This window comes from Klebsiella sp. A-Nf5 (genome assembly GCF_002810545.1).
In the GTDB taxonomy this organism is placed as follows: Bacteria; Pseudomonadota; Gammaproteobacteria; order Enterobacterales; family Enterobacteriaceae; genus Klebsiella; species Klebsiella variicola.
On sequence record NZ_PIOG01000056.1, the window covers coordinates 1 to 13,670 of the forward strand.

At 62.1% G+C, this 13,670-nt stretch carries 13 protein-coding genes; 3 read left to right on the forward strand and 10 right to left on the reverse strand.

From position 1 onward, the window contains the following. Positions 1–259: 259 nt before the first annotated feature. A complete protein-coding gene (locus tag CWM53_RS06575) occupies positions 260–1,597 on the reverse strand; it encodes an aspartate aminotransferase family protein (RefSeq protein ID WP_100631584.1) in 1,338 nt (445 codons plus the stop codon). A gap of 180 nt (positions 1,598–1,777) precedes the next feature. On the opposite strand from CWM53_RS06575, the gene CWM53_RS06580 reads away from it, so the two are divergent. After that, positions 1,778–2,542, forward strand: a complete 765-nt coding sequence (locus CWM53_RS06580) for an SDR family NAD(P)-dependent oxidoreductase (protein WP_012968743.1) — start codon at positions 1,778–1,780, stop codon at positions 2,540–2,542. A 53-nt stretch (positions 2,543–2,595) separates the two neighbouring features. Here CWM53_RS06580 and CWM53_RS06585 read toward each other — a convergent pair whose 3' ends face one another. Genes CWM53_RS06585 through CWM53_RS06600 form a run of 4 tightly spaced genes read right to left on the reverse strand, consistent with a single transcriptional unit; the run spans position 2,596 to position 5,570 of the window. Then, entirely contained in the window at positions 2,596–3,357 is a 762-nt protein-coding gene (locus tag CWM53_RS06585; protein ID WP_061155415.1) for an amino acid ABC transporter ATP-binding protein, read from the reverse strand. Beyond that, positions 3,350–4,015 (reverse strand): amino acid ABC transporter permease, encoded by a 666-nt coding sequence (locus CWM53_RS06590; protein ID WP_049155897.1) that lies wholly within the window; start codon positions 4,013–4,015, stop codon positions 3,350–3,352. Before CWM53_RS06590 ends, CWM53_RS06585 begins: the two co-directional genes overlap by 8 nt. A gap of 14 nt (positions 4,016–4,029) precedes the next feature. Next, positions 4,030–4,671, reverse strand: coding sequence for an amino acid ABC transporter permease (locus CWM53_RS06595; protein ID WP_004142522.1), 642 nt, complete (start codon positions 4,669–4,671; stop codon positions 4,030–4,032). A gap of 47 nt (positions 4,672–4,718) precedes the next feature. Then, positions 4,719–5,570, reverse strand: coding sequence for a transporter substrate-binding domain-containing protein (locus CWM53_RS06600; RefSeq protein ID WP_002893184.1), 852 nt, complete (start codon positions 5,568–5,570; stop codon positions 4,719–4,721). Positions 5,571–5,811: 241 nt separating this feature from the next. Here CWM53_RS06600 and CWM53_RS06605 point away from each other — a divergent pair, with 241 nt between their 5' ends. After that, positions 5,812–7,275: a PLP-dependent aminotransferase family protein gene (locus CWM53_RS06605; protein WP_004176948.1), complete on the forward strand. Its 1,464-nt coding sequence runs from the start codon at positions 5,812–5,814 to the stop codon at positions 7,273–7,275. On the opposite strand, the gene CWM53_RS06610 is transcribed toward CWM53_RS06605, so the two are convergent. After that, positions 7,272–8,606, reverse strand: coding sequence for a PLP-dependent aminotransferase family protein (locus CWM53_RS06610; protein ID WP_074386625.1), 1,335 nt, complete (start codon positions 8,604–8,606; stop codon positions 7,272–7,274). The genes CWM53_RS06605 and CWM53_RS06610 overlap by 4 nt on opposite strands. Positions 8,607–8,729: 123 nt before the next feature. On the opposite strand from CWM53_RS06610, the gene CWM53_RS06615 reads away from it, so the two are divergent. Then, positions 8,730–9,638: a DMT family transporter gene (locus CWM53_RS06615; protein WP_100729352.1), complete on the forward strand. Its 909-nt coding sequence runs from the start codon at positions 8,730–8,732 to the stop codon at positions 9,636–9,638. 103 nt (positions 9,639–9,741) lie between these two features. On the opposite strand, the gene CWM53_RS06620 is transcribed toward CWM53_RS06615, so the two are convergent. The 4 genes from CWM53_RS06620 to CWM53_RS06635 all read right to left on the reverse strand — a co-directional run. After that, a complete protein-coding gene (locus CWM53_RS06620) occupies positions 9,742–11,010 on the reverse strand; it encodes a Zn-dependent hydrolase (RefSeq protein ID WP_100750739.1) in 1,269 nt (422 codons plus the stop codon). Between the two features lie 97 nt (positions 11,011–11,107). Continuing rightward, entirely contained in the window at positions 11,108–12,118 is a 1,011-nt protein-coding gene (locus tag CWM53_RS06625) for an ABC transporter ATP-binding protein (RefSeq protein WP_074386627.1), read from the reverse strand. Beyond that, positions 12,108–13,145: an ABC transporter ATP-binding protein gene (locus tag CWM53_RS06630; RefSeq protein WP_008805547.1), complete on the reverse strand. Its 1,038-nt coding sequence runs from the start codon at positions 13,143–13,145 to the stop codon at positions 12,108–12,110. Before CWM53_RS06630 ends, CWM53_RS06625 begins: the two co-directional genes overlap by 11 nt. Positions 13,146–13,148: 3 nt before the next feature. Beyond that, a partial coding sequence (locus CWM53_RS06635; protein ID WP_133124338.1) for an ABC transporter permease occupies positions 13,149–13,670 on the reverse strand: 522 nt, incomplete at its 5' end.

The following is a 13,670-nucleotide window of genomic DNA, read 5'->3' on the forward strand; positions in this document are numbered from 1 at the left end:
GCCTCGGCCCGACCCGAAGCCTGCAGGGATAAGTCGAAGGCACCACGCAGTGGCGATGTTGCTGGCCGGAGCCCGGGGGTACAGGGGGCGGCGGCGACTGGCCGCCCCCTGTGCGCTCCCTGCGCCATGAGAGACATAACGCAGAAGACTAACCGGGAGCGCAATGTGCGCTGAAATCGCAGATCACATACAAGCCCTGCCCCTCTCCCGGAGGGAGAAGGAACCGTCCGGCTGTCGTCTCCGCCACTATCCCACTCCCCTACTTCGCCAGGCTGGCAAAGCGAGCAAAGACCGCATCAAAAATCGCCAGCCCTTGCGCCACCTGCTCAGCAGTAATGGTGCACGGCGGCACCACGTGAATGCGGTTCTCCACCACAAAGGCCAACAGCCCGGCTTCGGTTAAGGCCCCTTTGATCGCGGCCATGTCGGCGGCGGTCAGCGGCGTTTTTTGTTCACGGCTGCTCACCAGTTCCAGCGCCTGGAACAGGCCGCGACCACGCACCTCGCCGATAATGGCGTACTTCTCCGCCAGCGCCTCGAGGCCGGGACGCAGCACCTCGTTGCCGATATAGGCCGCGTTCTCAACCACCTTCTCCTCTTTCATCGCGTCGATGGTGGCGACAATCGCCGCCATCGCCAGCGGATGGCCGGAGTAGGTCAGCCCCCCGGCAAAAAAGTGGTCGTCAAAATAGCGGGCAATCGGTTCGCTAATCAGTACCCCGCCCGCCGGCACGTAGCCCGCGTTAACCCCTTTGGCAAAGGTCACCAGATCCGGCACCACGCCATCTTGTTCGAAGGCGAACCAGCTGCCGGTACGGCCAAAGCCGGCCATCACCTCATCGAGGATCAGCATAATGCCAAACTCGTCGGCCAGGGCACGCACACCCTGCATATAGCCTGCCGGCGGCACGAGGATCCCGGCGGTGCCGGGGATGGACTCCAGCAGGATCGCCGCGATGGCCGTCGGCCCCTCGCATTCAATGATCCGCCGCAGATGCGCCAGCGCGCGCTGGCACTCCTCTTCCTCAGTCGCGGCATTGAACTCGCTGCGGTAAAGGTAGGGGTTGAAGAAGTGAACATGGCCGCGGGAGAACTCATTCGGCACCCGGCGCCAGTCGCCGGTAGCGGCGATCGCGCTGCCGGTGTTGCCATGGTAGGAACGATAGGCCGACAGCACCTTGTCGCGCCCGGTATAGAGCCGCGCCATGCGAATCGCGTTCTCATTGGCATCCGCCCCGGCGTTGGTGAAGAACACCTTGCTGAAGCCCGCCGGCGCCAGGTCGACAATGCGCTTCGCCGCTTCGCCGCGGGCAAGGTTGGCAGTGGCGGGCGCGATGGTGACCAGGGTCTCCAGCTGCGCCTTCATGGCCGCCAGTACCCGGGGGTGCTGATAGCCAATGTTGACGTTCACCAGCTGGCTGCTGAAATCGAGCCAGGTATTCCCCTCGTAATCCCATAGCTCGCAGCCTTGCGCCCCGGCAATCACCAGCGGATGGAGATTGCCCTGCATCGACCATGAATGAAACACATAAGCGCGATCCAGCTGCCGAACTTCATCATTGCTTACCGCGACCTCGTTCTGTAGTGCCAGCTTCATACCCTGCCCTCTCTCATGTCGTTGTGGTTGGCTTCATCATTGGCCGCGGCAGCGCAAAACGGATAGAGCCAGTGCGTGAAAAACGATGTGACACGGTGTCACATCCGCGTCCGCCGTCTGGCCCTGTGCCTTGCCGTCCGGCGTTTTTATAGTGGAGGGACAACCGCACAGGAGAATGACATGGCAACGAGCAACGTAGTGTTTATCACCGGGGCGACCTCGGGTTTTGGCGAAGCGGCAGCGCAGGTGTTTGCCGACGCGGGCTGGTCGCTGGTGCTGACCGGGCGCCGCTATCCGCGACTGAAGGCCTTGCAGGACAGACTCGCCGCCCAGGTGCCGGTGCATATTATTGAGCTTGACGTTCGTGACAGCGAGGCGGTGGCTGCCGCCGTGGCGTCGCTCCCCGCCCCCTTCGCCGATGTCACCACCCTGATCAACAACGCCGGGCTGGCGCTGTCGCCACTGCCGGCGCAGGAGGTGGCGCTGGAGGACTGGAAAACGATGATCGACACCAACGTCACCGGTCTGGTGACGATGACCCACGCCCTGCTGCCGACGCTGATACGCCATGGCGCCGGGGCGAGTATTATCAATATCGGCTCGATTGCCGGACAGTGGCCCTATCCCGGCAGCCATGTGTATGGCGCCAGCAAGGCGTTTGTGAAGCAGTTCAGCTATAACCTGCGCTGCGATCTGCTTGGCACCGGCGTGCGGGTCACCGATCTGGCGCCGGGGATTGCCGAGACCGAATTTACCCTGGTGCGTACCAAAGGCGACCAGGCGGCATCGGATAAGCTCTATCGCGGCACCACGCCGCTGAGCGCGCGCGATATCGCCGAGCAGATGTTTTATATCGCCACGTTGCCGGCGCATATGAACATTAACCGGGTGGAGGTGATGCCGGTGCGCCAGGCGTGGCAGCCGTTCGCCATCGATCGGGATTAAGCGAAACCCGACGCATCCCTTGCCGGCGCTGCCGGCAGGGGATGCAAGCCGGACTAACGGCTGCTTTGCAGAAACTGCCTGACGCGTTCGGAGTCAGGCTGAGTGAAGAACTTCTCCGGCGGCGCCTTCTCAATCAGCAGTCCCTTCTCCAGAAACACCACCTCGTTGGACACCTGGCGGGCAAAATCCATCTCGTGCGTCACCACTACCATGGTGTAACCCTCGGCGGCGAGGGCTTTCATTACCCCCAACACCTCATTAACCAGCTCCGGATCCAGCGCCGACGTCGGTTCATCGAAGAGAATAACTTCGGGCGACATCGCCAGTGAACGAGCGATCGCCACCCGCTGCTTCTGCCCGCCGGAGAGAGTGATCGGGTAAACATCGGCTTTGTGCGCCATGCCCACTTTCTCCAGCTGCTGCATGGCAATGGCCTTCGCCTCGTCTCGTTTCATGCCCTTAACGTGCAGCAGCGCCTCGCTGACGTTTTGCTGAACGGTCAGATGCGGCCACAGGTTAAAACTCTGAAAGACCATCCCCACCCGCTCGCGGATTTTGGCCAGCTGGCGGTGCGACATCGCCCGGCCGCGCTGCTCATCAATCCCCAGTCGCTGACCGCTGATATGAATTTCGCCGCGGTCCGGCTGTTCCAGCCAGTTCATACAGCGCAGCAGGGTGGATTTTCCCGACCCGGACGAGCCGAGAATACTCACCACGGTCCCCTTCTCCACCGTCAGATTAATATCCCGCAGGACTTCCACATTATCGAACTGTTTGGAAACGTTTTTAACGCTTACGGCAATAGACTCAGGCATGGCTCATTCCTCTTTTGGCTCCCCAGGCGGTCAGGCGCTTAATCAGCAACTCCAGCAGAATGCTGATCGCCCAGTAAAGCCCAATGGCGACGATAAAGGCGTTAAACGGAATAAAATAGGTCGCCTGGACGCTGTTGGCGGCGGCGGTGATCTCCTGAACGGTAATAATGCTCAGGAAAGCGGTGTCCTTCAGGCAAATAATCAGCTGATTGCCGATCAGCGGTAAGGCGGAAGAGACGATATTCGGTAAAATAATCCGCCGGAAAATGGCATAGCGCGAAAAGCCCTGAGCAATCGCCGCTTCAATATATCCGCCGGAAAATACCCGTCGCTGGCTGCGCAATATTTCAAAGAAATAGGCACCATGATAAATAATCAGGGCCAGTAAACCGGCGGTCCACGGCTCCATACTAATACCGAGCTGCGGCAGCCCGTAATACAGAAGATAAGCGAGGATCAAAAAAGGGATCGCGCGCATCAGGCTGACGAAAGCAATAATAATCCGGTTAATCACTTTCTTTTGATATTCGCTAAAATAACACAGCGCAATACCGATAATCAGCGCCGCCAGGGCGGCGGTAATAAACAGTTCGAGGGTCGCGAATAACCCGGCAATAAAGCTATCGCGAACCGACCAGATAACGCCCCACTGATTCATAATGCCTCCCGTTCCTAGCGCGCCAGACGCCTGGCTTTACGTTCCGCGATACCCTGCAGCTTCAACAAACAGCCGATGATCACCACATACAGCAGGCCGGCGGCGAGGATCGGCGACAGCGGCTCGTAGGTGACCGAGGAGATACGGTTGGTGACCCGGGTGAGATCCACCACGCCAATCACGGCGATGGCCGGGCTACCTTTGATCAAAAAGGACATCTCATTGACCAGCGCCGGCAGGCTCTCGATCCACATCTGCGGCAGCATGATGTAGCGGAAGTAGGTCCAGCGGCGCATTCCCACCGACTCCGCCGCCTCCCGCTGTTCGCGCGGAAAGGTGCGGAAGGCGTTGCGCCAGATCTCAGCGTTAAACGCCGAGGTGTTAAGCGTCAGCGCCACAATCGCGGCCACGTTCTTGTCGAGGTTAATACCCATCGTGGGCAGCGAAAGAAACAGAAACAGCACCAGCGTCACCAGCGGCGTCGCGCGGGCCAGACTGATATAGACCACCAGCAGCTGGTCGATCACCGGCAGGCGCAGCATCCGCACCAGGGCAATCAGCAGGCCCGCCACCACCCCGAAGGCGATAGCGATGGCCGAAATCCAGAGGGTCGTCCATGCGCCTTCGATTAATAACTGCCAGGAAATTGCATCCATGAGGCCCTCCTTCTCAGCAACAGGCGGCGGTCGCCCGCCGCGGAATATTACAGTCCGGCGAGTTTGTGAAACTGTTCCGGGCTGGTGATCGCCTCGGTCGGCAGGTTGTCATAGGTTTCGCCAAACCATTTTTTCTGCAACTCGGCGAGCTTGCCGGTCTCCTTCATGTGGTTCATAAACTTGGTCATATAGGCCAGCAGCTGCGGCGAATTTTTCGGGATCGGCCACGCCATATACCCCGGTCCGGAGACGGCCAGCCCTTTGGCGAAGACCTTCGGTTTGGCTTTCGCCAGGTCGTTTACCGAGATCACCACGTTAATCACGTAATCCAGTCGCTTATTCGCCAGGTCGGCGTAGGCTTCCGGATAGGAGGGATACTCCACCACCGGTCCCAGCTTGCCGCCGGTCTTCTCCAGCATCGCCTTCAGCTCCGGCAAACGCGCCAGCAGCGCGCTCCCGGCCTGTAACCCCACTTTTTTGCCGCTGAGATCGGCAATGGTATTTAACGAGGTATCGCCAGCGCGTTTGACGAAATAGTGCTGTGCGGAGGCCCACGGTGGGGTGAAATCAAAGACCTTCAGCCGCTCATCGGTAATAACCGCCCCGGTTAAGGCCATATCGTATTGCCCGGTGGAGACAGCCGCTAATAATCCGGTCCACGGTAATATGCTCTGGTCGACATGGAATTTGGCGTACTTACGTAATTCCTCAAGCATATCTTTGTTAAAGCCATCGGCCTGGCCATTATTCATAAAGTTAAACGGCGCATAATCATCTTCCGTCGCCACTTTCAGGGTGCCGGATTTTTCTATTTCCGGAAGATCCGCCGCGACGGCGTGATAAGAAAAAGCGACCGTTAATACAGCGCTCAGACACATTGATGCCAATGATTTTTTCATTATTTCACCCCTGATGGATTGGCCAGACGGGTTCATTCCAGAACGCGAAAAGGTTTCTGCAAAATAGTGGCCGGGGACGTTCCGGTCCACGGCGGCTGAATACGTTTTTAATGTGGGAGCGTTTTTCAATTCCGTATAGAGCCAGATGGGCCGCATCGCTGTGTCAGATGGTGGCAGGGTGGTATGGAATTTGCTGAGTGTAACGGGTGGTCGCAATGCGTTATTGCCAGAGGAGCCCCGTATGATCCGTCACCTGTTACACGTTGATTTCCAGCCTGGCCGCGGTTTGCAGGAACAGGTACGAGAGACGCTGGTGAATGCCATTCTCAGCGGGATCTTCGCCGCCGACACCCCGCTGCCCTCCTGTCGCCAGCTGGCCAGCCAGCTTCGCGTCTCGCGCAACACCACCGCGCTGGTGTTTGAAAGTCTGGTCAACGAGGGCTACCTGATTAGCCGCCCACGAAGCGGTTACTACCTGCATCCCGACTATCATGAAGCTTCGCCTGCCGCCGTCGAGAGTGCACCGCAGCGCGAAGCCGCTGCACCACGCTGGGGCGACCGGCTGCAGATGACCCCCAGCCAGCAGGAGTCGATCCTCAAACCGGCGGGCTGGATGCACTACCGCTACCCGTTTATCTACGGCCAGCCCGATACCCGCCAGTTCCCGCTGGCCACCTGGCGCTCGGCGGCGAACTGGCTGCACGGCGGGGTGCGCGACCCGGCGTGGGTCATCGACCATATTGACCAGGATGTGCCGATGCTGATCGAGCAGATCCGTACCCGGGTGCTGCCCAAGCGCGGCATTGTCGCCGCGCCGGACGAAATTCTCATCACCCTTGGCTCGCAAAATGCGCTCTACCTGCTGACCCGACTGCTGCTCTCTTCCACCACCCGCATTGGCGTCGAAAACCCCTGCTTTCGCGAAGCCATCAACACCTTTCTGCTCGCCGACGCCGAGGTGGTGCCGCACCCGGTGGATGAAGAGGGGATCGTGCTTAATGAGCGTCCCTGCGATTACTACTATGTCACTCCAGGCCATCAGGTGCCCACCGGGGTGACCATGAGCAGTGCGCGGCGTCGCCAGCTGCTGGAGCATGCCGCCCGCCATGACGCGGTCATTATTGAAGATGATTATGACTCGGAGAGTAACTTTACCCTCAACCCGCTGCCGGCGCTGAAGGCCAGCGATCGCAGCGGCCGGGTGGTGTATGTCAGCAGCCTGTCAAAAGCGCTGTCGCCGGGGCTGCGGCTGGGGTTTATGGTCGCCGACCCGGACCTGATCGACGAGGCGCGCGCCCTGCGCCGGCTGGTCTATCGCCATCCGCCGACCAACATTCAATACCAGATGGCCCACTTCCTTGCCCAGGGCCATTATGAAACCCATCTGCGGCGCTACCACTACGACTCCGCCCAGCGCTGGGAACGCCTGCATGCCGCCCTGCAGCGCTATCTGCCGTCGTGTCGTGCCCTGGCGGGGAGCGAACATGCTAACGCCTTCTGGCTGCAGACCCCGGCGCAGATCAACACCCAGCAGCTCACCTGGCGCGCCGCTCACGCTGGCGTGCTGATTGAGCCCGGGGCGCGCCATTTTCTCAGCGCCGCGCCGCCGGATAACTATTTTCGCATGGGATTCCACGCCATTAACCCTGACGCCATCGCCCAGGGGGTGGAGGTCCTGCGCGGCCAGCTGGAGCAGATGGGTTAGCGGTATTGTTCATACTCAACGGCGTCGCGCACGCTGAGCAGCGCCGGGCGCAGGCTGTCGAGAGGAACTGAACCGAGCGCAATGCGCAGCGCCTGCGGGATCGTGGCGGAGACGCAGAACGGCTCGGCGGTCGACACCGAAATACGGCGTTCCATCAGCGCGTTCGCCAGCCGATCGGCCCGGCTCTCTTCACCCAGAGGCAGCCAGACGAAGTACGAATCGGGATGAGTCACGACGGGAAGCCCACAAAGCACCTCGCGGGCCACCTGCTGCCGCTGTCGCGCATCCTGTCGTTTCTGCGTTTCAAAGCGTGCCACCGTGCCATCTTCAATCCAGGCGCAGATCAGCGAACTTATCAGCGTCGGCGTATTCCACGTCGTGGCGCGGATGGCGCGCTCAATCTCCGGGCGATAGCGGGGCGGAGAAATCACCACGCCCACGCGCAGTCCGGTGGCGATATTTTTTGAAAATCCGGTGACATACACCGTTCTTTCCGGCGCATAGCTGACCACCGGCGGCGGCGGATGGCTCACCAGCCGGGCGTAGGCAGCATCTTCAATAATCAGCAGATCGTGCTGGCGCGCGAGATCGGCCAGCGCCTGCCGCTGCCCGGTGTTGAGCACCCAGCCCAGCGGATTGTGCAGCGTTGGCATGGTATACACCGCCCGCACCCGCCGCTGCTGGCACAGCGTATGAAGCGCCTGCAGGTCCGGCCCCTCCGGTCGACAGGGGATCGCCGCCAGCTCCAGATGATACAGCGCCGCCAGAACCTTGAAGCCCGAATAGGTCAGCGCATCCACCGCCACCACATCGCCCGGACGTAACAGCCCCATGACGGTCACTGCCAGCCCGTGCTGTGCGCCGTTGACGATCAGGACATTTTCCGCATCCGGCGTAAAGTGCTGGCAGGTTAAATGGCGGGCGATAATTTCCCGCTCGGCGAGCCGCCCGGCATGAGGCTGATAGCGCAGATGCGAGTCAATATCGCCCGCCATCGCCAGCTGCCTGAGCGCCTCGCGCAGCGCATCGCCCTGCTCCGGCAGCGAAGGGTAGTTGAAATTGAGATCCACGACATCGGCAGCCACCACCTGCTGATCGACCCCATGCCCCGGCGGCAGCGAGAGGTCGCGCACGAAGGTGCCGCGGCCGGTTTCGCCGCTGACCAACCCCATCTCTTCCAGTTCACGGTACACGCGCGTGGCGGTGGCCAGCGAGATGCGCTCCCCGGCGGCAAGGGTACGGTGCGTCGGCAGACGGGTGCCTGCGGGCAGTTGCCCGCTGCGGATCGCCTGGGCATATCGGTCGACAACGGCTTTATATCGGGCTTTCATCGTGAAATGTATCTATGACAATAATTTGATTGTATTAGATTGGGCACATTACCATCGCCACAGACGATGCTCAAGCGGGCACAGCACATCTGATAACGCGAGGTTAACGTGGTAGATTCAACAATGGATAAATCGGTGCCCGGTCCCTGGTCCGGATGGCTTCATGGTTTACTGGGGGTGATTATTTTTAGCGGTTCGCTGCCTGCGACGCGGCTGGCGGTGCAGGATATGGATCCGTTCTTATTGACCTTTCTGCGCGCCTCCATCGCCGGGCTGCTTGCCGTCGCGCTGCTGGTCGGCTTTCGCCAGAAACGCCCGCGCCTGGCGCAGCTTGTACCCTTGATCATCGTCTCATCAGGGGTGGTGATCGGCTTTCCACTGCTCACGGCGCTGGCCCTGCAGCACATCACCTCGGCGCATTCGATTGTGTTCATTGGCCTGCTGCCGCTGATGACCGCCCTCTTCGGCGTACTGCGCGGCGGCGAACGCCCGCGGCGGGCTTTCTGGATCTTTTCGCTGCTGGGCAGCCTGCTGGTGGTGGGATTCGCCCTGACGCAAAGTGCGGCGGCCTCACTCAGCGGCGATCTGCTGATGCTGGCGGCGGTTATCGCCTGCGGCCTCGGCTATGCGGAAGGGGCAAAGCTGACACGGGAGCTCGGCGGCTGGCAGGTGATCTGCTGGGCGCTGGTGATAGCCCTGCCGTTGATGCTCCCCGCCTCGCTGATGGTTCAGCCCGCGTCCTGGCATGTCATATCGGCCTCCTCCTGGGCGGCGCTCGGCTATGTGTCGCTCTTCAGCATGCTGATCGGCTTCATCTTCTGGTACAAAGGGCTGGCTGCGGGCGGGATCGCCGCCGTCGGCCAGCTCCAGCTATTGCAGCCGTTCTTCGGGCTTGGCCTGTCGGCGGCGCTGTTGCACGAAACCGTCAGCCCCTTGATGCTGGCGGTTACGCTGGGCGTGGTGCTGTGCGTGGTGGGCTCGCGCAAATTTGGCCGTCAGCGGGTTGTCGCAGGGAGCGGGAGCCGTGATTGACCGCCCCGTCATCCGCCGTCCCGGGTCGCGGCGGCGTAACCGCCTTACCCGGGCGACAGCATGATAAACGGCTGGAGGACGCGTCGCCGGGGAGGACGACCGTCTACACCGGCCGCGCGTACTGAAGCATCACCTGCAACAGCACGTTGGCGCCGGCGGCGACGTGCTCCGGCGAGGCATACTCAATTTCGTTATGGCTGATCCCGTCCTTGCAGGGAATAAAAATCATCCCGGTGGGCGCCAGGTAGCTCATATACACTGCGTCATGCCCGGCGCCGGAGACGATCGACCGCGCCGGATAGCCCAGCCGCTGCGCGGCATCGGCAATGGCCTGCTGGCATTCGGCATCGAACGGCGCCGCCGGATAGTGGCTTACCTGCTTCAGGGCCACCTGCAGACCGCTCTCCCGCTCAACCTCCGCGATAAACGCCCGCAGCTGGCGATCCATCTCATCCACCAGCGCATCGCTGAGATTGCGCATATCAATGGAGAAGGTGACCTCCCCGGGTACCACGTTGCGGCTGTTGGGCCACACCTGCACGCTGCCGACGGTGCCGCGTCCCTCTTCGCTGCGCCCGGCAATGGCCACCACTTCCTGCATAATGCGCGTCGCCACCTGCAGGGCATCCTGACGCAGGCGCATCGGCGTGGGCCCGGCGTGCGAGGCCTGACCGGTGACCACGCAGTCGTACCAGCGGATCCCCAGCACGCCCTGCACGATACCGATGGTTTTCGCTTCATCTTCGAGAATCGGCCCCTGCTCAATGTGCGCCTCAAAATAGGCGCCGATGGGGTGCTCCCCCGGGATCTGCTCACCGATATAGCCGATCTGCGCCAGCGCCTCGCCGACGCTGACGCCCTCTTTATCCGTGACGGCCCACGTCTCTTCCAGCGGGAAGACGCCGGCAAAGACCCCGGAGCCCATCATCACCGGCACAAAGCGCGACCCCTCTTCGTTGGTCCAGAACACCACCTCAATCGGCGCGTCGGTGTCAATCTGCAGATCGTTGAGCGTGCGCACCACCTCCAGCGCCGCCAGCACGCCGTAGTTGCCGTCAAATTTGCCGCCGGTGGGCTGGGTGTCAATATGGCTGCCGGAGACGATGGGCGGCAGGCTGGGGTTGCGGCCTTCCCGGCGCATAAACACATTGCCGATTTTATCGATGGTGACGCTCATCCCGGCCTCCCGCGCCCAGCCTATGACCTTGTCCCGCCCCTGGCGGTCGAGGTCGGTGAGAGTCAGACGGCGGCAGCCGCCCTTCGGCGTGGCGCCGATCTGCGCGAGATCCATTAACGACGCCCACAGGCGGTCGCCATTGATGCGCCAGCCGGTGGTGTCGGTCGCGGGGGTAAAAAGTACATCACTGCTCATGGTGGTCTCCTGACATCAAGGTCGCCGCCAGCGTAACCGGCGGTGGGAATGCGCTATCAACGCCTGGTCTTCATCCTGTATGGTTTTTTGCCGCTACTCAGACGGCAAGAGCCTGGGCGTTAGCGTCAATCGCCAGCTCGCGCCAGCGGTGGCAACTCACCGCGTGGCGCTCCGCGACGGATTCCGTCGGCGGCAGACTCTGCTCACAGACCGGGCGACGGTGCGGGCAGCGCTCGGCAAAAGCGCAGCCGGGCGGCAAGCGCGCCAGATCCGGCGGCGCGCCGGGAATGCAGTGCAGGGCATCACCTTTCTTAAGCCCCTCTTTCGGCCGACTGCCCAGCAGCACCTGGGTATACGGATGGCGCGGGTGGCGCAGGATCTCGTTCATCGACGCCTCCTCGACGATCCGCCCGGCGTACATCACCGCCACCCGGTCGGCGATCTCCACCGCGGCGCCGATATCGTGGGTCACAAACACGATCGACAGCCCACGCTGCTTTTGCTGCTCGCGCAGCAGGATCAGGATCTGGATTTGCACCGTGGCGTCGAGGGCGGTGGTCGGCTCATCCGCCAGCAGCAGCTGCGGGTTACAGGAGAGCGCAAGGGCGATCATCGCCCGCTGGCGCATCCCGCCGGACATCTCGTGCGGGTATGCATCCAGCCGCCGCTCGGGGCTGGGAATGCGCACCTGGCGCAGGGCCTCCAGCGCCCTATCCCGGGCCGCCTGGCGCGACAGCCCTTCGTGGCGGCGCAGCCCTTCAATAATCTGTTGTCCGACGGTGTAGACCGGATCGAAGGCCAGCAGCGGCTCCTGAAAAATCATCGCGCAACGTCCGCCGCGGTAGCGCCGCAGCTGACTGGCGCTCATCGTCAGCACCTCGTCGTCCCCCACCTGCAGGGTGCCGGAGAGCTCACTGCTCCCCGGCGGGTGCAGGCGCATCAGCGCTCGCAGGGTCACGCTCTTGCCGGAACCCGACTCGCCAATCAGCGCCATCACCTCCCCCTTTTGTACGTCAAAGGAGACCCCGTTGACCGCGTTGATGGTCTGTCCGTCGCGGCGAAAGACGACCCGCAGGTCGCGCACATGGACAAAGGCGTTATCCGACATGGCTGACCTCCTTAAGGGGGATGCTTTGATGCCAGGGCGAGGCCGGCTGCGCCATCAGGCAGGCGCTCTGGTGCCCCTCCCCGACCGCCTCCAGCCGCGGTTTTACCTCGGCGCAGACCGCCTTCGCATGCGGGCAGCGGGTGTGAAAGCGGCAGCCGCTCGGCGGCGCGATGGGGCTGGGGGGATCGCCGCTCAGCGGTGAGGTCAGGGTGCGGTTTTCCGGGTCCATGGAGGGCATCGAGCTTAACAGCGCCCGGGTATAGGGGTGGGCGGAGGCGGTAAACAGCTGCTCCGCCGGGCCAATCTCCACCACTTCGCCAAGGTACATGACGAGGATCCGATCCGACAGCCAGCGAACCACGTGCAGATCGTGGCTGATGAACACGTAGGTCAGCTCGAGGGTCCGTTTCAGCTCCTGCAGCAGCTGCAGCACCTGGGCTTCGACCGATTTATCCAGCGCCGACACCGCCTCATCGAGGATCACCAGTCGCGGCTTCATCGCCAGCGCGCGGGCGATATTCACCCGCTGCCGCTGGCCGCCGGAGAGCGCATGCGGGTAGCGGTCGGCAAAGCGCGCCGGTTCAAGGCCAACGTGCGCCAGCAGATAGCGGGCATATTCGCTGGCCTCCCTGGCGCTGACGCCATGTACGCGCTGGCCGAAGGCGATGCTCTCCTCCATGGTCATGCGCGGATTGAGCGAAGCATAGCTATCCTGGAAGACCATCTGCACCTGGCGACGGTAGGCTTTCAGCGGCAGACGCGACGAGCCGACCCCCTGTCCGTCGAAGATCAGTTCGCCGCTGTCCTGGGTGAGCAACTGCATCAGCAGCCGGGCGGTGGTCGATTTGCCGCAGCCCGACTCGCCGACCACCCCCAGGGTTTCGCCTTTCATCACCGTGAAGCTGATATCGTCCACCGCCTGCACCACCTCCCGGCCTTTGCCGCCGCGAAAGTACTTCAGCAGGTGATTAACCTTCAGCAGCGGCTGCGCCGGCCCGCCAAGGTCGATATTGATAAAGGGTTGCATCGCTTACTCCTTAATCGCCATTGCCGCACGCAGGCGGTCCGCGAGGATATTGAACGAAATGGAGGTGATAAAAATCATCAGGCCCGGCAGGGCGGCCACCCACGGCTGGGTATAGATTGCCGTGCGCAGCGTATTGAGCATCAGCCCCCACTCGGGCTCCGGCGGCCGCACGCCGAGGCCGAGAAACGACAGGCCGGAGGCGAGGATCATGCACACCGAAATCAGCCCGGTGGAGAAAACGAAGATCGGCCCGAGCACGTTGCCCAACACCTGGACGCGGATAATGGTGAACGCGCTGGCGCCAGTGGCCCGGGCGGCGTCGATATAGTCCATATGCCGCACCTGGGCGGTCACGCTCTCGGCAATCCGCGCCACCTGCGGGACAAACACGAGGGTCAGCGACAGCAACGCATTGCCGATGCCCGCCCCCAGCGCTCCCGACAGCGCAATCGCCAGCAGGACGGAGGGAAAGGCATAGAACACATCCACGGTGCGCATAATCACGGTATTGGTTTTTCCGCCCGT